Below are 19,543 nucleotides of genomic sequence, written 5' to 3'. Positions count from 1 at the left end.
AAAATGAAAAACCAACAAGACGATTTTAAAGAACGTATGTATTTCCTATTTGCCCATAAATGGAAATATATTGTTTCAATTATTTTGACCCTTTTCAAATCCAAAAATTATAAAAAAGGTGCAGTGCGCACTGTTACTTACATTGCCCGAGAAAAGGATAAAACATGGATATTTGGAGCTAAAGTTCGTAGATTATCAAAACATTCTCAACTTGACGCCAGAGTTCATTGGAATGATAAGATCAAAGGAATTCCAGATACTGATGGCTATTACCACATCTATCAAAACCACTTTTGCCGCAGTTTGCGACGCAAACCAAACATCATTTTTAAAAAGAATATTGTGATGTTCACCCATCCTAGCTGGAGTAAAAAATACTCAAAAACACATGTGGTTTGGGGTTTGAATCAAGCAGATTATGTCATATGCTTAAATTCCAATATCAAGAAAATGTTGATCGAGGATGGAGTAAGACCAGAGATACTTAAGGTAATTCATATTGCTACCAGTGAAAAAACATTCTATCCACATGAGCGTACAGGTAAAGGAGTTGTGGGATTATGCTCTGGATTTCAAATACGTAAAAATCCAGATTTAATATTTGATGTAGTAAAAAATATGCCTCAAAGAGAGTTCCTTCTATTAGGTAGTAATTGGGAGCGATATACAAAATTTGATGAGTTATTGGCTCTTCCTAATTTCACCTATCTTAAAGATATGGAATATGAAAAATTTCCTGAATTTTACGATAAGATGGATGTATTTTTGTCACCTTCAATTTTAGAAGGTGGACCAGTACCTTTGTTAGAAGCTATGATGTCAAATTGTGTTCCTGTAGCGTCAAACACTGGATTTTCTACTGATATTATTACGCATGGAGAAAATGGGTTCATATTTGATATTAACGCCTCCTATAAAGAGGTAATTCCTTTAATTGAAGAAGCCTATAACCTCAAAGGCAATATTAGAAATACAGTTTTAGAGCATACCTGGACTAATTGCTCTCATAAAATTGACACTCTTTTCAATACATAAAAGGGATGTTCGTTAGATAAAATGTGATTTGAACATGAAAAAGAAAAAGCCTGATAATCGACCTAGAGTTCCTAAAGAAACCATAGATAAAACAGTTGATCATTTAAAAAAAGGTCATACCCTTATTCTTCCTATGGACGGTTATTATTATTTATGCTGTGATGCACAAGACATAGAAGCGGTTGAAAAAACTCTAGGATTAGTAACTAGTAATGAGGCTATTTTTTATGAAGTTCTTGTAGATAAAGATCATGTACTCGAGCGTTATGTAGAACAAGTGCCTGATCCTGCTTGGAATATCATAGACACTAGTAAAAGACCTGTTACACTAGTCCTAGATAAACCAAAAAACATAGCGCCAGCTCTTATACTAGAGGACAACAGTACTCCTTTTAAAATAACCTACGATAGATTCACAGCATTAGTCACAAGCAAACTACGCAGCCCGTTGTTGATCGCTTCTTCCAATTTTCTAAAAGGTAACATGCCAGAAAAATTGGAAGATATTTCTCAATCTTTAATCGATCAAGTTGATTCAATTATTTCCATTGAAGATACTACAGAAAAAATTGAAGTTCACCCACTTGAAAAAGAAGCTCAAAAAGGATCGAATAAACAACGACAACGCCACCAACCTACATCAATTATAAAAATCTCTAATAACGGTACCTTTAAAATTATTAGAAAGTAATGTCGCAAACTCACTATTTAAAAGCACTTGAGCACCCTATATTCAAGGTCATTAATCAAGCTAGTGAATTACTACAACTTGAAACTTATGTTATAGGTGGATTTGTGCGGGATTACTTTTTAAAAAGAGGTCAAAAAAAAGATATTGACATCGTAACTGTAGGTAGCGGTATAGAACTAGCTAAAAAGATAGCCAGTCTCTTAGAAGACAGTCCAAAAGTGACTGTTTTTAAAAATTTTGGCACGGCCATGCTCAAAACAGGAGATCTTGAGTTAGAATTTGTTGGAGCACGCAAGGAAAGCTATGATCGTAATAGCCGTAAACCATTTGTAGAAAATGGCACATTAAAAGACGATCAAAACCGCAGGGATTTTACCATAAACGCCATGGCGTTTTCTCTCAATGATAATAACTACGGTCGCCTGATTGATCCTTTCAATGGTATACAAGATCTAGAAAACAGATTAATACGTACTCCATTAGATCCAGACATCACTTACAGTGACGATCCTTTAAGAATGCTGCGTGCAATACGTTTTGCAAGTCAACTAGATTTCAAAATTGAAGAAAAATCCTTTGATAGTATCAAACAAAACGCAGAAAGATTAGACATCATTTCTCAAGAACGTATCGTGACCGAAGTTCACAAAATCATGCTTTGTGATGTTCCCTCTTATGGTTTCTTACTTTTGGAAAAAAGTAAATTACTTGAGCGTTTTCTTCCAGAATTAACTGCTTTAAAAGGCATTGAAGAAGTTGAAGGTCAAACACATAAAGACAACTTTTATCACACTCTAGAGGTAGTAGATAATATTTCTAAAAACACCGATGATCTTTGGTTACGCTGGTCTGCATTACTACATGATATAGGCAAAGCTCCTACAAAGAGGTTTTCTAAAAAAGTAGGTTGGACATTTCATGGGCATGAGTTCAAAGGCTCAAAAATGGTATACCACCTTTTCAAACGCCTTAAAATGCCATTGAATGACAAAATGAAATTTGTACAAAAAATGGTTCGCATGAGTTCAAGACCTATCGCTGTAATAGATGAAAGCGCAACCGATAGCGCTGTGCGCAGGCTAGTTCATGATGCAGGTGATCATATAGAGGATTTAATGACTCTATGTGAAGCAGATATCACAACTAAGAATCCAAAGAGATTCCAGCGTTATCATAATAACTTCAGGAAAGTACGTACCAAAATTGTCGAAGTAGAAGAACGCGATCGTATACGCAATTTCCAACCACCTGTAAGTGGCGAGGAAATTATGAAAACCTTTAACCTCAAACCTTGTCGAGAAATTGGAATGATTAAAGCAAGTATTAAAGATGCTATTTTGGATGGAAAAATCCCTAACGAATACGAAGCTGCACGAGAGTGGATGTTACAGAAAGGGAAAGAGTTAGGACTCGTGACGCACTAATTGTTCTCACTTTTACAAAACTTCATTTTTAATAAAAGCTAATATCACTAGCTCTTTTATTTCGCTTTCGCGGAAGCGTGATAACTATAGTTGCACCATAGTTCACTAGAGAAGAAAGTCGTCAATTTGATTTCTTGAAACCTTTAATTTCTTCAATTGTATATCGTCCTTTTTTTGAGCATTTCTAGTGTTTTATTCCTATAAAATTACCATTGAGCAACTCATACAGAGATTGAGCAAGATTTTATTTTCATGAGATACTTAATCGTATTTTTATAAAATGATGAGGAGTATCCATTTTTTTAAATTATTACTAGTTGTAGGTTTCCTGCTTAGCACCATATGTTTAAAAGCACAAGAACCTGTAACGCTATCAATTACTGAAGCACAAGGACTACCGAGTAACGAGATTTATTCCATGGAGGAAGATGCAAAGGGATTTGTATGGCTAGCTACTAATAAAGATTTGGTGCGTTACGATGGTACAACTTTTCAATCCTATGCACATCCTGAACAAGTAGGATTATCAGTTTTTAATTTATTCGTTGATCAAATGTATAGAGTATGGTGCATGAACTTATCTGGACAGATTTTTTATGCTAAAGATGATGAATTTATGCTTTTTGCAAATGTCAATGAAGAATTTAAAGGATCACTTGGTAATCTAGTTGCTAATAAGGAAGAACTTGTCGTGAGTTACTTTAAATCTCGCGTGACTATTAATTTAAAAACTAAAGAAAAAAAAGTTTCTGATATTCCACAAAATAGTTTTAGCTATGGTCTAGTCGCTCAGCATGATGGAAACATCTTTCAACCTGTGGGAAATATTTTAAGATTATTAAAAATAGTCAGGTTACAAACAAATATCTTTTACCCAGCTCTCTTCATGATGAAGCATTGAGACCACACCCTATAAGAACCGTTTTTTCACCTAATGGTAACTTGAATTTAGTTCAAGAATTGTTAGGTGAATCGCTCAAGGTATTTATAAGAGAAAATGATGGATGGACTTCTCTAAACACTCCAGCAGATTTCAAAGACGTTAGAATTCAATCCGTTCATGCCCATGATAATCAATTATTTTTTAGTACCAATAAAGGTGTTCTTATCTGTGAGCGCAACGGGAGCGATCTACTTATAAATCAATCTATCCTTCAGGACTTTTTTACAACTGACACATTTATCGACAATGATCAGAACATTTGGATAAGCACTTTGCACAACGGTCTCATAGTTGTGCCTAACATTCATGTGCGTGAGCACACACTTCCAGCTACTTTGCCTACACGCATTGAAAAGCTTTCTAATGATCACGTTGCAGTAGGTTTTGAGAATGGAAATATAGGAATAGTATCTTCCAAAACTGAAGAAATGGAAGTCATCAAATTCCCTACATCTACCGCAGTTTCTACGTTGTTATATCATAAACAAAACTCAGATCTATTTGTTTTCCAGAAACTATACAACTACAGATATAATCTGGCTACAAGAAAAATCGCTAAACTTGAAAACCAACTAACCACTGTAAAAAAGGCGTCACTAATAGGTACAGATACAATACTATATGCATCTGCCGGTTTTATCGCGGCTCGTTTACTAAAAGAAAATGGGTTTACTAAAAGAGACGAGTTTCTTTTTCAACAAAACATAAGGGGTTACACTGCGCTTCATACCGTCAAAAGTGATCAATCGTATCTGGCATCAATAGAAGGCTTACACATGCTTACTAAAGATTTACAATTAAATCCTATCGCCTTTAAAAACCATCCGATACTTACACGCAATTTAATAGAAGACAACAGTGGAAATGTTTGGGCTGGTAGTTTTAAAAATGGACTTTACAAAATTAATGATGAGAAAGTAGTAGATCACATAACTACTGATGCAGGATTAGCGTGACAAGTAATCAACGCACTAGCCGTAGATGGTGATTATTTATGGATTTGCACAGATAATGTATTGCAACGTTACCACATACCTAGCGGCAGTTTTAACACTTTATATGCACGTGATGGTATTCCATCATTTTGAATAGTGAATATGACCATGGCTGGAGATTATCTCTACATGAATACTCCATTAAAATTATTCAGCATACAAAAAGAAAAGGTATTTAAACCGCTTTATATTCCTGATTATTAATTTACTGAAGTTCAGATAGACGGAAAAACACAGGAGAAAAGTGACAAGTATATAATCGAAAATAAAAATACGCCTACCATCATTTTCTATAATGTTAATGGTTTGCGAGGTTTAACTAGTGGAAATTTTGAATACCGCATAAAAAATCATACTGAATGGACTACTCATTCTCAAGGCGCTAAAAGCATACGGTTTGCCGCTTTACCTTTGGGTAAATTGACCTTTGAGTTGCGACAACTGGAATTTATCTGGTTAAAGTATTTACATCAAATGGTAATAGTGCAACGCAGAAATTGATTAAAAAATAGTAGAATTCTCAATTATGTTTTGTAGTAATTTTCATAATTGAACCATAGAAATCAGGCCAAAAACTGGCCTGATTTTCACCATTTATTGATCATACATAAATTCAAACTATATTTTCATTAAATGACCTATTTCAGTCAGATACAGATAAATTAACTTCAATTAGGTGATTTTTACATCGGGTGGCATAGTAGGGAATGTTATCCGATTTTATTGTCTATAAATTGTAGTTACTCCACTTTCGCGAAAGCGTGAACACCATTATCTTTACTTATCAAATAAAAAATGATGAATAAAGAAGAAGTTCTAGAGCGATTTTTAAGCTATATAAGCATTGATACTGAAAGTGATGCCTCAAGCCCAACGACACCAAGTACAGATAAACAATGGGACCTTGCTCGTAAATTACATCAAGAGTTGATCGATATGGGAATGAGTGATGTTACAATAGATGAACATGCTTACGTCATGGCTACTTTACCGTCAAATGTCGATCACGAGGTACCAACGATTGGATTCATTTCTCATTTTGACACCACTCCTGATTATACAGGAAAGAATATCAAACCGCAAATAATTGAAAATTATGATGGTGGTGATATTCCTCTTAAAGGAAGCGATCTCATTTTATCTCCAGATTATTTTGAATCTCTTAAAAACTATATAGGTCAAACTATTATCACTACAGACGGGACTACACTTTTAGCAGCAGATGATAAAGCTGGTATAACCGAAATCATGACAGCGGTTAAATATTTAATCGACCATCCAGAAATTAAGCATGGAGCTATCAAAGTAGGTTTTACACCCGATGAAGAGATTGGTCGTGGCGCTCATAAATTTGATGTAGAAAAATTTGGTGCCGATTGGGCCTACACAATGGACGGTAGTCAAGTAGGTGAATTAGAATATGAAAATTTTAATGCCGCTGGCGCCGTGGTGACTTTTCATGGTAAAATTGTTCATCCTGGATATGCCAAAGGCAAAATGATTAATTCTATGTATGTGGCAAGTGAGTTTATTGAATCATTACCCAAATTGGAAACTCCTGAGCATACAGAGGATTATCAAGGTTTTTTCCACCTACATAATATGAAAGGTAGCGTAGAAAAAACCGAATTACATTACATCATACGCGATCACGATAAAGAGCATTTTGAAGCTAGAAAAGAAATGCTACTCAAATTGGTAAGCGAGCTAAACAAGCAGTACGACAGAGAGGCTGTAAGTATTGAAATCAATGATCAATATTACAACATGCGAGAGAAAGTAGAGCCTGTAATGCATATTGTTGATGTTGCTGAAAAAGCCATGAAAGAATTAGGAATCACTCCACTCATCAAACCCATTAGAGGTGGAACTGATGGATCTCAATTAAGCTACATGGGATTACCATGTCCTAACATTTTTGCCGGTGGACACAACTTTCATGGACCATATGAATATGTTCCTTTAGAAAGCATAGTCAAGGCAACTGAGGTCATTGTTAAAATTGCTGAACTAGTCGCCCAGCCTGAATAATTGATTTAATGCGTAGTGAACAAATCCATTGTAATTATGATGGACTTCATATTATCTAAATTATAATCCTCTATCAATGAAAACTAAAGTAACTAATACCGCCGAATACATAGAACAATTTCCAAAATGGAAAGAGCAGCTTGAACAAGCTGCAATTATTCTTGAAGAAACTGATCTAGAGGCGTCTATTAAATGGGGCGCGCCATGTTATGGTTATGGTAAACGTAATTTAATTGGTTTAGCTGGATTTAAAAATCACTGCGCTATTTGGTTTCATGAAGGTGCGTTATTATCTGATTCTTATAAAGTTTTGGGAAACGCACAACCTGGAAAAACTAAATTCCTAAGAAACATACAATTAAAAGAAGGTGAACAGTTTGACACCGTTATTCTCAAAGAGTATATAAACGAGACCATCCAAATTGCTAAAAGTCAGGACAAACCTAAATAGTAAAATGTTTCTACAAAAAAGAAAAGCCCTAATGCAAGTGCACTAGGGCTTTTTTATGAATTCCTATTTCAAACTTATTTCTTGTCTGATTTAGGTTCGTTTATTTTTTTAGAAAGTTCTGCACTTACAGCAGCACGTTCAAAAGTGATTTTTCCAGCACCTGTTTCAATAACCAAAGTACCTTTTTCCTCATTGATTTGATTCACTTTTCCGTGAATACCACTAGTAGTAACAACTTTGGCTCCTACTTTAAGAGATTCTGTGAATTCCTTTTCAGCCTTACGTTTTTGCGATTGTGGTCTAATTATTAAGAAATAAAAAATCCCAATTACTAATATGTAAGGTGCAAATGCAAGAATTTGATCCATCTAAAATAATTAAGCGTTAGGGCTTGCTTTAGCCTTTGGGTTTACAAAACCTTTGATTCTAATTGACTCAGTACCACTTTCAGTGTTTGCTTTGATGGTAACAGTTTTAGTTTGATTGTTAGGCTTTCCGTTTGTATTAAACTTTACTAGCATACTTCCTTCTTCACCTGGAGCGATAGGCTCTTTTGACCAAGTAGGAACAGTACAACCACAACTACCTTTTGCACTTATTACAACAAGCGGTGCTGTACCTGTATTTTTAAAAGTATACTCATGTTCAACAACAGTTCCTTCTTCTACAGTACCAAAATCATACTCAACCTCGTTGAAGGTCATTACAGGATAATCCGCTGCAACTTCTTTACTAGCTGCTGCTGCAGTTAAATTTGCCTCATCGATTTTAGCCTTAGATTCATTGTTACAACTTGTAAGAGCTACTGCAGCTACTGCTGCAAACATCATTATTACTTTTTTCATTTCAATTAAATTTTAAGTCTAGCAAATGTAATTAAATCCAACCTGAAAGCAAAGTGCGCAACTATAAGATTAACAAAGTTTCAAATACCTTCTTACTACATCAAACCACGACCTACTTTATTGATAAGATCTTGAGCTGTGAGTTCTTTAAGTAATCTATCTAGAATACCATTTACAAAAGTGCTACTTTTAGGAGTACTGTAATCCTTGGCGATCTCTAGATATTCGTTCAAAGTTACCTTTGTTGGAATACTAGGAAAATACAAGTATTCTGCCTGGGCCATCATAATAAGTATACTATCGATAGGTGCAATACGTTCCTTATCCCAATTAGGTGTTTTACCTTCTATACGACCTTCTAATTCCTCAATATTAAGGACTGTTTTTCTAAACAAATCCATAGCAAACTTGATATCATCTTGATCTTTAACCAGAACTGGCATTTTAACATCCTTTGATGGCTTTACCTTTCTCAAGAACATGATTATATTACTGTTGACAAGTGGATAGTCATCCATCCAAGTAATATTGATATCCTCCAAATAATCCATGATCTCATCACTAGGAGCGATAAGATTTTCATAGACATTAAGTAGGAATTTTAAATCTCTTTTCAACGACGGCTCTTCGTCCATCGCGTATAAAACAAATTCCTTACTGCTTATAATCTTATCATATAGATTATGTATGTATTTTGAATCTAGATGCCATGGATCGATTTTACGTTTTTCTAGGGCATCAACCAACTCTTGACTTTCTCTAAGCTTAAGTAGAATTTTATTATCAATTAAATGACGACTGGGATTACGTTCAGCATCGGTAGCGATATGACGGTTTTGAGCAAGTTCGTGTTTATCGACTGCGTGCTCATGTAGTTTTACTAAAAGTTGTACCATGTATAGAAACAAGGTATACGTTTGCGTCATACTTGTGTTTAAAAAGGTTTCTAGACTTTTTAATTCATCTGGTTGTTGACGCTGAAATGCAAATACAGCTTGCATCACTTTAATTCGTAGTTGTCTTCTAGTAAGCATAAAGAACGTTTTTTTCCTTTTTAAAGGTTGTTGCTGGTGGTAATCACCATGCGTTTTTATTTATTAAAGATGTCTTATAGGTTCGCTTTCGCGAAAGCGAACAAATTAAAAATAAAGTCCTTCCTATAAGACACCTTAATTCATTTTCAACTATTAAGCTAGTTGTTCTTGTTTTCTAGCATCAATGCGAGCTTGTGCAATTTCAAGCGCAGCTTGATGAGTAGTTACACCAGTCTCGTGAGCTCTATTGAGAATTTCAATAGTAGTGGTGTAAATATTTTCAGTCTTGCGCATGATTTCGGTACGATCATACCCTTCAAGCTCGGCATAGACATTTATAATCCCACCTGCATTGATAAGGAAATCTGGTGCATATAAGATACCACGCTCTTGCAATCTTTTACCGTGTTTTTGCTCATCGGCTAATTGGTTGTTTGCAGCACCAGCAACGATATCACAGTTTAATAAATTAACTGTATCATCATTTACAGTAGCTCCTAATGCACAAGGTGCGTAGATATCCATTTTCTCAGCATAAAGATTAGTCCCACCATAAATAGTAGCGCCATACTTATCCCTAACCTCTTCTAATTTCCCTTGATTAATGTCTGATACGACCACTTTAGCTCCTTCTTGAGTAAGGTATTCTACCAAAGTTTCTCCTACATTACCGATTCCTTGAACATATACGGTTTTATCTTCAAGAATGTCACTACCGTATTTGTATTTTGCAGCAGCCTTCATTCCCATAAAGACACCATAAGCGGTGATTGGACTAGGATTTCCTGCTCCACCTTTATCTTGTGAAATACCTGTTACATATGGAGTGACTTCTCTCACAGTATCCATATCTTCAGTTTCCATACCTACATCCTCTGCAGTAATATACTTACCGCTCAATGAGTGCACAAATTCACCAAAACGGCGCATTAATTCTGGAGTCTTTTGGGTTTTGGCATCACCTATAATTACGGCTTTTCCACCACCTAAATTTAATCCTGTAATGGCACTTTTATATGTCATACCACGTGATAAACGTAGTACATCATTAAGGGCTTCCCACTCGTTTTTGTATTGCCACATTCTAGTTCCTCCTAATGCAGGACCTAAAACTGTGTTATGAATTCCGATAATGGCACGTAATCCAGTATCTTTGTCATTACAAAAAACAATTTGTTCATGATTATTAAAGGAAACCTGTCCAAAAACGGGATCCTGTTGAATCATTTCTTCAACGCTTGTATAGTCTTGTGACATATTGAAATTTTAATTGCCTGTGTTGTTTAGAAAAGGCGTGCAAAAATAACGTGATTTTAGCACATGGACAATATACCAAATGTAAATTACACCCATTTTACAACAGGCCTGTTGTTGGTCACTTTTTTATTACATGAAAGAACTACAAAAGCTCAATAAGCTCTTTGCAAAATACAAATGGCAACTTATAGGTGGAATCCTTGTCACCATTGCCGCCAGACTGTTTTCACTAGTATTACCTCAATATGTAGGTAAAATCATTAACCTACTTAATGATTATGGATCTGGTAAAATTACAGACAAAGAATTTTTAAGAAGTGAATTGTTAATTAACATTGCATGGATAATCGGTGCGACTCTTCTCGCTGCTGGATTAACTTTTGTCATGAGACAACTAATTATAGTTGTATCAAGACACCTAGAATACGACTTAAAAAATCTAGTGTATGAGCAATATCAAAAACTTTCTTTAGGATTTTATAAGCAAAATCGTACTGGCGATTTAATGAATCGTATAAGCGAGGATGTATCCAAGGTAAGAATGTATATGGGACCATCGATTATGTACAGCATTAACATGATCACATTATTTGCAGTAGTTATACCTAGAATGTACTTTACAGCTCCTACCCTAGCATTGTACACTCTTATACCACTTCCATTTCTGGCAGTAGCCATCTACGTTATCAGCAGAGAAATCAATAAAAGATCAACGCTAGTACAACAATACCTGTCTAATTTGAATACGGTTTCACAAGAAGCCTTCAGTGGTATTTCTGTAATAAAAGCCTACAATCTATCTGGTCAAATGTTTCAACAGTTTGAAGAAATTGCAAATGAAAGTAAAGCAAAAAACATAGACCTAGCACGTGTACAAGCCCTATTTTTTCCATTAATGGTATTATTAATTGGATTGAGTAATATCATGGTCATATATATTGGTGGTAAACAAGTGATCGACGGAGTTATTGATGTAGGGACCATACCCGAATTTCTTATCTATGTAAACATGCTTACATGGCCAGTAGCAGTAGTTGGTTGGGTAACTAATATGATACAACAAGCTGAAGCTTCTCAAAAAAGAATTAATGAATTCCTAGATATTGAACCTGCAATTCAAAATTTACAGCCACAGCGATCGCCAGTAAAAGGAAATATTGAGTTTGATCAAGTAAGTTTCACTTATGATGATACTAATATAACCGCACTTAAAGAGGTTTCCTTTGAAGTTCCAGCAGGAAAAACACTTGCCATCTTAGGTAAAACAGGTAGCGGTAAATCAACCGTTCTAGAACTTTTAGGAAGGCTATACGACATTGAAAAAGGCTCTATAAAAATTGACGGAATTCCTATTAAGGAACTTAATCTTGAAGATTTAAGAGCAGCCATTGGATATGTTCCACAAGACGCATTCTTATTTAGCGACTCAATTAAAAACAACATAGCATTTGGTAAGGTAGATGCAACAGAAGAAGAAATTATAGCAGCAGCAAAAAATGCAGCCGTACACAAAAACATAACCAACTTCACAAAAGGTTACGATACCGTTCTAGGTGAACGAGGAATAACCTTGAGCGGTGGACAAAAGCAGCGTGTCTCAATAGCTAGAGCAATTATTAAGGAACCACAAATCTTACTATTTGATGACTGTTTGAGTGCGGTGGATACCGAAACTGAAGAAAAGATTCTAAGCAATTTAAAAAGGGTTACAAAAGACACCACTACAATCATCGTTAGTCACCGTGTAAGCAGCGCTAAAAACGCTGATCTAATTCTCGTACTAGAAGACGGTAGAATTATAGAAAAAGGAACGCATCAAGACCTAGTAAACGCACAAGGTTACTATGCTGAATTATTTGAAAATCAAATGTTAGAAAAACAAGATTAAAGCCAAACTAATCTCACTGTACAGACCACTCGTTTCCCTTTAAAGTTGTTAAAAGATAAATAAGTCTTCTTGTTATTAACATAAATCAACATTAACATCAAAAACAAAGTACTGCTTATCAGTATTTTAGACACTTAAAAAGCATAATGCTTTTGGCTTAAACATTTTTTTATATTTTTGAGCCATAAACCATGAAAAACTCAAATGAGCGATAGAGATTACAAAGAGCAGGAAGATATTTTTTCAAAAGTTGTACGCGCAGGTCGTCGCACGTATTTCTTTGATGTTCGTTCTACTAAAGCAGATGATTATTATTTAACCATCACTGAAAGTAAAAAATTTACCAATGACGACGGTAGCTATCACTTCAAAAAACACAAGATTTATCTTTATAAAGAAGATTTTGCTGAATTCACTGAAACTTTAAATGAGGTTACTAATTTCATAGTTAAAGAAAAAGGTGACGAAGTTATAAGTGAGCGTCATCAATCAGACTATAAAAAGGAAGATGTAGTTGCTGCTCATGATAACGCTGCAGAGCCTAATCACCCTGCAAGTTTTACTAATGTAGAATTTGATGACATATAAAACTTATCGTCTTAAATATATCTTAAAGCCTTTCCCTACGGAAGGCTTTTTTTATTTTTAAAAAAATTTCCCATTCACATGAAAATTACTCGCCATATACTAGTTATCTTAAGCTGTGTTTTTAGTATCGCTTTCGCGAAAGCGCAATCAAATCCTACACTAGTCAACCCAACCTTAGATTATTACTTACCCCAAGACATCTCTTATGATTCCAAAATCTCTAAACCACAAGACGTTTTAGGATATGTTCCAGGTAAGTGGCATGTGACACACGACAAACTTGTAGAATACATGCGTGTACTAGCCCAACAATCAGACAGAATCACCATAGAAAATCGAGGTTATACTTTTGAGGACAGACCTTTATTGCTACTTACAATAACGTCTCCTGAAAATCATGCTAACCTAGACAGTATTCAAAAAGAGCACCTAGCTCTTTCCAACAGCAATGAAGCAGATGTAAGCAACATGCCGATTGTAGTCTACCAAGGTTTTTCTATACATGGTAACGAAGCTAGTGGATCAAATGCAGCTTTACTACTAGCTTATTATCTAGCAGCTGCACAAGGTGATGAAATAAACAACCTCCTAAAAAACACGGTTATTTTATTTGACCCAAGTTTTAACCCAGATGGCTTACAACGTTTTGCAGGTTGGGTAAATCAACACAAAAATAAAAATGTAACTCCTGATGGGTATGATAGAGAATACAGTGAAGCATGGCCAGGTGGACGTACTAATCATTATTGGTTTGATATGAACCGTGACTGGTTACCAGTTCAACTTCCAGAATCACAAGCCCGTATTGAAACTTTTCACAACTGGATGCCCAACATTCTTACCGACCATCATGAAATGGGTACCAATGCTACTTTCTTTTTTCAACCGGGAATTCCATCGCGCACGCACCCATTAACACCTGCAATGAATCAGCAATTAACTCGTGAAATAGGAAATTATCACGCTACCGAGTTAGACAAGATAGGATCCTTGTATTATACAGAAGAAAGTTATGACGACTTTTATTACGGTAAGGGATCTACTTTTCCAGATGTAAATGGGTCAATAGGAATACTTTTTGAACAAGCTAGCTCGCGTGGTCACGCTCAAAATTCTGAAAATGGGGTACTTACATTCCCATTTACGGTGCGCAATCAATATACAGCTGGAATCAGCACGTTGAAAGCTGCGGTAAGTATGCGAGAAAAGATTTTGAATTACCATAAGGACTTTTATGCAAACGCTAGAAAAGAAGCAGATAATGGCGCGATAATTTTCGGTGATCATACTGACGCTGGCAGGACTCATGCTCTTGCTGATATTTTACGCCGTCATAAAATTGAAGTAAAAAGCCTTAAAAATGACGTCAACAGAAACGGAAAAACCTTTAAAAAAGGATATGCTTACATCGTTCCTAAGAATCAAAAGAACTCTCGATTAATCAAAGCGATGTTTGAAAAGCGTACGCAATTTCAAGATAGTTTGTTTTATGATATAAGCGCCTGGACCTTTCCACTAGCATTTGATATGGATTATGACGAAAATGCAAGTTTAAATAATGCAGCAGATAGAATGTCCAATTCCAAAACCAATGAAATACAAATATCAGATTACGCCTACCTAATGCCATGGAATGAGTACAAGACCCCAAAGGTTCTTAACTCTCTTTTATCAAAAGGTATTCGGTCAAAAGTTGCTATGGAACCGTTTTCTATTGAAGGACGCAGCTATGATTATGGAACAATTTTAATTCCAGTGGAAAATCAGTCATTGAGTAAAACTGCTCTAGCTGAGTTATTGTTTGAATTACAACAAGATAATAAAGTAAACATTTACCCAGTTCAATCTGGCTTAACTACAGGAATTGATTTAGGCTCACGTCAATTTAGAGCGCTTAAACTACCTAAAGTTGCTTTATTAATAGGCGATGGTATAAATCCATACGATGCAGGAGAGATATGGCATCTGTTTGATCAACGCTATGACATCCCTTTAACTAAGATCGACATCAATGACCTTAATCGCAGAGACCTATCTAAATACAACACCATTATCGTTCCTAATACCTACGGCAGTCCAGAAAATGAGGTGATCGACCAATTAAAGGCATGGACTCGTGACGGAGGAACGCTTATCGGCTATAGAAGTGCCCTACGATGGATGAGTAGTTCAAAAATGTTACCTCTTGAATTTAGATCAACGGAGAACCCAGCAGAAAATATTTCTTTTGAACAGCGATCTGCTTTCTATGGTGCGCAAAATATAGGTGGTGCTATTTTTGAAACTAAATTAGATCGTTCACATCCTATTGCTTTCGGTTTTAAAGATGATCAGTTACCTATGTTTCGCAATACCAGATTATTCATAGAACCACATAAAGATTCTTTTAGAAACCCTATTACTTACACCAATTCACCGTTAATGAGTGGTTATATAAGTGATATTAATCTAGAAGCATTGAAAAACAGTGTTCCATTTAGACATAATAATTATGGCCGTGGTGATGTAATTGGTTTTACAGACAACACTCAATTCAGGGCATTTTGGTATGGTACAAATAAATTACTAATGAACGCTATATTCTTTGCAGAACAGATGTAGTAAAATCTAAATCAAAAAAAATATCCTTATTCATAAACATCTAGTGAATAAGGATATTTTTATTAATTCTTATCTGTGGCCTTTTATAAATGCGGTAGGGTTCAAATAGCCTTCACTGTTTGATGAATAGCCATCCCCTATTCCCATATTTAAGCTGTCACGTATCTCAAAATGAAGGTGCGCTTTATACAATCCATTTACATTACCTATGGTACCTATTTGCTCGCCTTTTTTAACGATATCATTTCTATTTACCATCATTCTTCTACAGTGAGCATATAAAGATTCTATTATCGCTCCATTCTTAAGCCTGTGCTTAATAACAATAACATTTCCCCAACCACCTGAATAATCCTTTGCCACAACCACTTGACCGTTTCCTATGGCAAAAATAGGATCGCCTAGATCAGAATTACCACCAGTGACGGCATTCCAATCATCTCCTAAGTGATAATTCTCTCCAAAAGGTTGAGCATTATAATAACCAATTGCGTCAGGTTTTCCAACAGGATAATCAAAATGAAAAGCTACAGGAATACTATCATCTAATACAAGCTGTTTATTATTAAATAAAGTGTCCTGTTTTATTGTGATTTCTTGAGAAGAAATGTTGCTTTCCTTACAAGAAGAGAAAACAATCAAAACTCCAAAAACTAAAGGCTGTAATTTCATGGTTTAGGGCACCTGGTTTTATTTTTATAGTATTTTTTGCTCAACCTCAATTGTAAAAAATTAATAATCCTTGCAATAACACGGTAATCACTTCTATTCTATTCTATCACCATTTTTTGCATGAGCACCTGGTTGAAGTAATATTACATCTTTATCAACTCCTACTACTCCTAGCACTAGACATTCACTCATAAAATTTGCGATTTGTTTAGGCGGGAAATTCACAACGGCAATCACTTGTTTACCAATGAGCTCCTGTAATTTGTAACGATTTGTAATTTGAGCACTGTTTTTTTTTACTCCTAAATCACCAAAATCTATATACAACTTATAAGCTGGGTTACGAACTTCTAGAAAAGGCTGCGCATCTATAATAGTACCTACACGCATATCCACCTTTTCAAATTCAGACCAAGTAAGTTTATCCATTCATTCTTAATTTTTCAATCATTTCACGTGAGATTTCGATGTCTGCGCCATAAGCATCTAATAATATACCTTTTTGATCATCCTTTGTTTCAATGGCGTATAAAATCATGTTATCTCCAGGATTAGTCATTCCTTCAAAACGATGAAACTCCACTACTTCTAATTCACCAGCTTTCCACTCTTTTTTAAGTTCTTTACTATGAACACCATCTTCTACAAGATCAAAATCTATTGAAAATCCTCTGTCTTTTAAGTCTTGTGTAGCTTCAACTACGGTATCGTATGATTTTTTCATTTTTTATTTTCAAGATAATAATGTTCTAGGACAAGCCCGTGGGATTTAATAGGGTTTTAAGATATGAGATAACAATTCTGTTTAAATGATTAACATTCACCATTAAATTTGTAAACAAATATTAATAAATTACTTTAAAGATTGTAGTTATTCCGCTTTCGCGAAAGCGTAACAAACCGACATACTTTACTACTTATAAATAAAAACAAATGGCTCTTACACCTTCTAACATGTTACCACTGGGCACAAAAGCACCAGATTTCTTTTTATTAGACACGGTAACTGAAAATCACATGAATTTTACAGACATAAAAGGAGAATACGGGACTGTTGTCATGTTCATTTGTAATCATTGCCCTTTTGTAATCCATGTAAATGATGAGTTAGTACGTGTGGCAAATGATTATCGAGTTGCTGGTTTTGGTTTTGTAGCGATTTCTAGCAACGATATAGAAAACTATCCACAGGATGGTCCTAATTTTATGAAAGAAGTTGCAGATCGAGAAAACTATCCATTCCCTTACTTGTATGATGAAACGCAAGAGGTAGCTCGTAATTATGATGCTGCTTGCACTCCTGACATTTATGTATTTGACCGAAATGAAAAGCTTGTATACCGTGGACAATTAGATGATTCAAGACCAGGAAACGGCATACCACTTACTGGCAGATCATTGCGTGAAGCTCTAGATGCTCTTCTAGGTAACAAAGTGGTTTCACCAGAGCAAAAACCTAGTATAGGTTGTAACATCAAATGGAAGAAATAAGGTCATTAAATTAAGAGGATTACCTTAACTTAGTCCCAGAAAATATTCTACATGCAATCATTATACATAGTCTGGAATCCACTTGAAGGAATAGATTTAGGATTTTTTAAATTACATTTTTATAGCTTAAGTTATGTTATTGCCTTTATTCTAGGCTGGTATATTATTAAACCTATTTTTAAAAGAGAGGAACTATCCACTGAAAAGCTGGACCCATTATTCATGTATACGGTTATTGGTTGTATCGTGGGTGCTCGGTTTGGCCATTTTTTATTTTATGAACCAAAGGTGTTTTTCAACGACTTTTTACATGTAATACTACCTTTTAGATTCGAACCTGAATTTGAGTTCACAGGCTTCATGGGAATGGCTAGTCATGGTGCTGCACTAGGGATTATCATTGCCATGTACTTTTATAGTCGCAAACATCTAAATCGTAAAACGCCTTTTTGGATTTTGGATCGTATTGTAATACCTACGGCAATTGGTGGAACTTTTGTGAGATTAGGTAATTTATTTAATAGTGAAATAAATGGTGATGTAACCAATGGTTTTGGGTTCAAATTTGTAAGAGAGAGCACCGATAAGATGAACTCATTGTTACAGCAAACTCAAATTCCAGATAGAGATAAAGCTATTGACGAATTGGTGAACAACCCACAATTTGCAACATTATTGGAACAAGTTCCCGTAAAACATCCAGCGCAGCTGTACGAGGCTATTTGTTATGTTTTCGTATTTATAATTTTGTACTTTACTTACTGGAAAACAGACAAAAGGAATAAACAAGGATATCTTTTAGGAATGTTCTTTGTACTGCTATTTACAGTAAGATTCTTTATAGAGTATATTAAAGAAGAACAAACAAGTCATGATGGCTGGGAAATGTTTGGAATATTCTTAAACAATGGACAGCTTTTAAGCATTCCTTTTATCCTTATTGGTTTATACTTAATGTTCAGACCACAGCAAACACTAGTTAAGGATAGATAGATATTGATGAAAAAGACCAAAATCTTCCTGAGTGCAATGTTATTTTGTATGATAGGTTGTAAAAAACCATTTAATCAACAGTTTTCTGAAGAAGATTTAACATTCAAATACCAAGCAAAGGCGTATATAATTGATCAAAATACGTGGGATACTTTAAGCTCTATAAAGCTTCAAATAGCAGAAACTGACCTTCAAATCGCCAAAGGTTTGATGTGGCGTGATAGTTTGTTGCCTAATCAAGGTATGCTATTTCTATTAAAGCATAACTATCAAGCGGGATTCTATATGAAAAATACGTCCATTCCTTTGGACATAATTTATATAGATTCGACCAATTCAATTACGCAGATATATGAGAATACTATACCCTATTCTGATTCTATTTATCAAAGCTATTATGTAATTGATAAGGTAATTGAAGTTCCTGCTGGAACGACCTCTAAAAATGACTGGAAGGCCGGAGATCACCTTATACACAATCGTATTAAATAGTCAATACTAACTAAGTAATTATAGTTGACGTCCTATCAAACGCAATCATTCAATTCTAGTCAATAAAAAAAACCTCTTTGATTTGATTCAAAGAGGTTTTTTATGAGAGACT

Annotated in this window: 20 protein-coding genes; 13 read left to right on the top strand and 7 right to left on the bottom strand. The window is 35.0% G+C overall.

What is annotated here, in order from left to right; all coding sequences use genetic code 11:
• Positions 1 to 3: 3 nt before the first annotated feature.
• The 7 genes from I5168_RS06490 to I5168_RS06460 all read left to right on the top strand — a co-directional run bounded on the left by I5168_RS06490 (position 4) and on the right by I5168_RS06460 (position 7,570).
• Positions 4 to 1,035 (top strand): glycosyltransferase family 4 protein, encoded by a 1,032-nt coding sequence (locus I5168_RS06490; protein WP_167342440.1) that lies wholly within the window; start codon positions 4 to 6, stop codon positions 1,033 to 1,035.
• 34 nt (positions 1,036 to 1,069) lie between these two features.
• Positions 1,070 to 1,726: an L-threonylcarbamoyladenylate synthase gene (locus tag I5168_RS06485; RefSeq protein WP_431472746.1), complete on the top strand. Its 657-nt coding sequence runs from the start codon at positions 1,070 to 1,072 to the stop codon at positions 1,724 to 1,726.
• Positions 1,726 to 3,150 (top strand): CCA tRNA nucleotidyltransferase, encoded by a 1,425-nt coding sequence (locus I5168_RS06480; protein ID WP_431472745.1) that lies wholly within the window; start codon positions 1,726 to 1,728, stop codon positions 3,148 to 3,150. The genes I5168_RS06485 and I5168_RS06480 overlap by 1 nt, the downstream gene beginning before the upstream one ends.
• 280 nt (positions 3,151 to 3,430) lie before the next feature.
• The gene (locus tag I5168_RS06475) at positions 3,431 to 4,051 is read left to right on the top strand and encodes a two-component regulator propeller domain-containing protein (protein WP_431472744.1); all 621 of its coding nucleotides are present in this window, start codon (positions 3,431 to 3,433) and stop codon (positions 4,049 to 4,051) included.
• Positions 4,048 to 5,049 carry a hypothetical protein gene (locus tag I5168_RS06470; RefSeq protein ID WP_431472743.1) on the top strand — a complete coding sequence of 334 codons (1,002 nt, stop codon included), beginning with the start codon at positions 4,048 to 4,050 and terminating at the stop codon, positions 5,047 to 5,049. Before I5168_RS06475 ends, I5168_RS06470 begins: the two co-directional genes overlap by 4 nt.
• Positions 5,050 to 5,883: 834 nt before the next feature.
• Positions 5,884 to 7,119, top strand: coding sequence for a peptidase T (gene pepT / locus I5168_RS06465; RefSeq protein WP_431472742.1), 1,236 nt, complete (start codon positions 5,884 to 5,886; stop codon positions 7,117 to 7,119).
• 76 nt (positions 7,120 to 7,195) lie between these two features.
• On the top strand, positions 7,196 to 7,570 hold the full coding sequence (locus I5168_RS06460) for a DUF1801 domain-containing protein (RefSeq protein WP_431472741.1): 375 nt from the start codon (positions 7,196 to 7,198) through the stop codon (positions 7,568 to 7,570).
• A 74-nt stretch (positions 7,571 to 7,644) separates the two neighbouring features.
• Here I5168_RS06460 and yajC read toward each other — a convergent pair whose 3' ends face one another.
• The 4 genes from yajC to I5168_RS06440 form a co-directional block, all read right to left on the bottom strand.
• A complete protein-coding gene (gene yajC / locus I5168_RS06455; protein ID WP_042277499.1) occupies positions 7,645 to 7,938 on the bottom strand; it encodes a preprotein translocase subunit YajC in 294 nt (97 codons plus the stop codon).
• A gap of 9 nt (positions 7,939 to 7,947) precedes the next feature.
• Positions 7,948 to 8,415: a DUF1573 domain-containing protein gene (locus I5168_RS06450; protein ID WP_042277496.1), complete on the bottom strand. Its 468-nt coding sequence runs from the start codon at positions 8,413 to 8,415 to the stop codon at positions 7,948 to 7,950.
• A gap of 95 nt (positions 8,416 to 8,510) precedes the next feature.
• Entirely contained in the window at positions 8,511 to 9,449 is a 939-nt protein-coding gene (locus I5168_RS06445; protein ID WP_431472740.1) for a transcription antitermination protein NusB, read from the bottom strand.
• Positions 9,450 to 9,602: 153 nt separating this feature from the next.
• Positions 9,603 to 10,706 (bottom strand): Glu/Leu/Phe/Val family dehydrogenase, encoded by a 1,104-nt coding sequence (locus tag I5168_RS06440; protein WP_042277493.1) that lies wholly within the window; start codon positions 10,704 to 10,706, stop codon positions 9,603 to 9,605.
• 133 nt (positions 10,707 to 10,839) lie between these two features.
• On the opposite strand from I5168_RS06440, the gene I5168_RS06435 reads away from it, so the two are divergent.
• The 3 genes from I5168_RS06435 (at position 10,840) to I5168_RS06425 (ending at position 15,783) form a co-directional block, all read left to right on the top strand.
• A complete protein-coding gene (locus tag I5168_RS06435) occupies positions 10,840 to 12,594 on the top strand; it encodes an ABC transporter ATP-binding protein (RefSeq protein WP_431472739.1) in 1,755 nt (584 codons plus the stop codon).
• Between the two features lie 204 nt (positions 12,595 to 12,798).
• Positions 12,799 to 13,182: a PUR family DNA/RNA-binding protein gene (locus I5168_RS06430; protein WP_060524027.1), complete on the top strand. Its 384-nt coding sequence runs from the start codon at positions 12,799 to 12,801 to the stop codon at positions 13,180 to 13,182.
• 78 nt (positions 13,183 to 13,260) lie between these two features.
• The gene (locus I5168_RS06425) at positions 13,261 to 15,783 is read left to right on the top strand and encodes a M14 family metallopeptidase (RefSeq protein WP_431472738.1); all 2,523 of its coding nucleotides are present in this window, start codon (positions 13,261 to 13,263) and stop codon (positions 15,781 to 15,783) included.
• 69 nt (positions 15,784 to 15,852) lie between these two features.
• Here the strand turns inward: I5168_RS06425 and I5168_RS06420 are convergent, their stop codons facing one another.
• The 3 genes from I5168_RS06420 to I5168_RS06410 all read right to left on the bottom strand — a co-directional run bounded on the left by I5168_RS06420 (position 15,853) and on the right by I5168_RS06410 (position 17,179).
• Positions 15,853 to 16,455 (bottom strand): M23 family metallopeptidase, encoded by a 603-nt coding sequence (locus I5168_RS06420; RefSeq protein WP_105019556.1) that lies wholly within the window; start codon positions 16,453 to 16,455, stop codon positions 15,853 to 15,855.
• Positions 16,456 to 16,548: 93 nt separating this feature from the next.
• A complete protein-coding gene (locus I5168_RS06415; RefSeq protein ID WP_431472737.1) occupies positions 16,549 to 16,884 on the bottom strand; it encodes a tRNA-binding protein in 336 nt (111 codons plus the stop codon).
• Positions 16,877 to 17,179 carry a hypothetical protein gene (locus I5168_RS06410; protein WP_042277484.1) on the bottom strand — a complete coding sequence of 101 codons (303 nt, stop codon included), beginning with the start codon at positions 17,177 to 17,179 and terminating at the stop codon, positions 16,877 to 16,879. The genes I5168_RS06415 and I5168_RS06410 overlap by 8 nt, the downstream gene beginning before the upstream one ends.
• A gap of 209 nt (positions 17,180 to 17,388) precedes the next feature.
• Here I5168_RS06410 and I5168_RS06405 point away from each other — a divergent pair, with 209 nt between their 5' ends.
• The 3 genes from I5168_RS06405 to I5168_RS06395 are packed head-to-tail and all read left to right on the top strand — an operon-like array spanning position 17,389 to position 19,431.
• Positions 17,389 to 17,946, top strand: coding sequence for a thioredoxin family protein (locus I5168_RS06405; protein WP_085775182.1), 558 nt, complete (start codon positions 17,389 to 17,391; stop codon positions 17,944 to 17,946).
• A 51-nt stretch (positions 17,947 to 17,997) separates the two neighbouring features.
• Positions 17,998 to 18,939, top strand: coding sequence for a prolipoprotein diacylglyceryl transferase (gene lgt, locus I5168_RS06400; protein ID WP_060524018.1), 942 nt, complete (start codon positions 17,998 to 18,000; stop codon positions 18,937 to 18,939).
• A gap of 6 nt (positions 18,940 to 18,945) precedes the next feature.
• Positions 18,946 to 19,431, top strand: a complete 486-nt coding sequence (locus tag I5168_RS06395) for a DUF192 domain-containing protein (protein WP_431472736.1) — start codon at positions 18,946 to 18,948, stop codon at positions 19,429 to 19,431.
• The last annotated feature ends 112 nt before the right edge of the window (positions 19,432 to 19,543 follow it).

This window comes from Nonlabens sp. SCSIO 43208 (genome assembly GCF_050703575.1).
GTDB lineage: Bacteria > Bacteroidota > Bacteroidia > Flavobacteriales > Flavobacteriaceae > Nonlabens > Nonlabens tegetincola.
This window is presented reverse-complemented; position numbering and strand designations above follow the sequence as displayed.

Coding starts and splice junctions, on each gene's coding strand:
- I5168_RS06490 (WP_167342440.1), top strand. CDS start 4: ATGAAAAACCAACAAGACGATTTTAAAGAACGTATGTATTTCCTATTT.
- I5168_RS06485 (WP_431472746.1), top strand. CDS start 1,070: ATGAAAAAGAAAAAGCCTGATAATCGACCTAGAGTTCCTAAAGAAACC.
- I5168_RS06480 (WP_431472745.1), top strand. CDS start 1,726: ATGTCGCAAACTCACTATTTAAAAGCACTTGAGCACCCTATATTCAAG.
- I5168_RS06475 (WP_431472744.1), top strand. CDS start 3,431: ATGATGAGGAGTATCCATTTTTTTAAATTATTACTAGTTGTAGGTTTC.
- pepT (WP_431472742.1), top strand. CDS start 5,884: ATGATGAATAAAGAAGAAGTTCTAGAGCGATTTTTAAGCTATATAAGC.
- I5168_RS06460 (WP_431472741.1), top strand. CDS start 7,196: ATGAAAACTAAAGTAACTAATACCGCCGAATACATAGAACAATTTCCA.
- yajC (WP_042277499.1), bottom strand. CDS start 7,938: ATGGATCAAATTCTTGCATTTGCACCTTACATATTAGTAATTGGGATT.
- I5168_RS06450 (WP_042277496.1), bottom strand. CDS start 8,415: ATGAAAAAAGTAATAATGATGTTTGCAGCAGTAGCTGCAGTAGCTCTT.
- I5168_RS06445 (WP_431472740.1), bottom strand. CDS start 9,449: ATGCTTACTAGAAGACAACTACGAATTAAAGTGATGCAAGCTGTATTT.
- I5168_RS06440 (WP_042277493.1), bottom strand. CDS start 10,706: ATGTCACAAGACTATACAAGCGTTGAAGAAATGATTCAACAGGATCCC.
- I5168_RS06435 (WP_431472739.1), top strand. CDS start 10,840: ATGAAAGAACTACAAAAGCTCAATAAGCTCTTTGCAAAATACAAATGG.
- I5168_RS06430 (WP_060524027.1), top strand. CDS start 12,799: ATGAGCGATAGAGATTACAAAGAGCAGGAAGATATTTTTTCAAAAGTT.
- I5168_RS06425 (WP_431472738.1), top strand. CDS start 13,261: ATGAAAATTACTCGCCATATACTAGTTATCTTAAGCTGTGTTTTTAGT.
- I5168_RS06420 (WP_105019556.1), bottom strand. CDS start 16,455: ATGAAATTACAGCCTTTAGTTTTTGGAGTTTTGATTGTTTTCTCTTCT.
- I5168_RS06415 (WP_431472737.1), bottom strand. CDS start 16,884: ATGGATAAACTTACTTGGTCTGAATTTGAAAAGGTGGATATGCGTGTA.
- I5168_RS06410 (WP_042277484.1), bottom strand. CDS start 17,179: ATGAAAAAATCATACGATACCGTAGTTGAAGCTACACAAGACTTAAAA.
- I5168_RS06405 (WP_085775182.1), top strand. CDS start 17,389: ATGGCTCTTACACCTTCTAACATGTTACCACTGGGCACAAAAGCACCA.
- lgt (WP_060524018.1), top strand. CDS start 17,998: ATGCAATCATTATACATAGTCTGGAATCCACTTGAAGGAATAGATTTA.
- I5168_RS06395 (WP_431472736.1), top strand. CDS start 18,946: ATGAAAAAGACCAAAATCTTCCTGAGTGCAATGTTATTTTGTATGATA.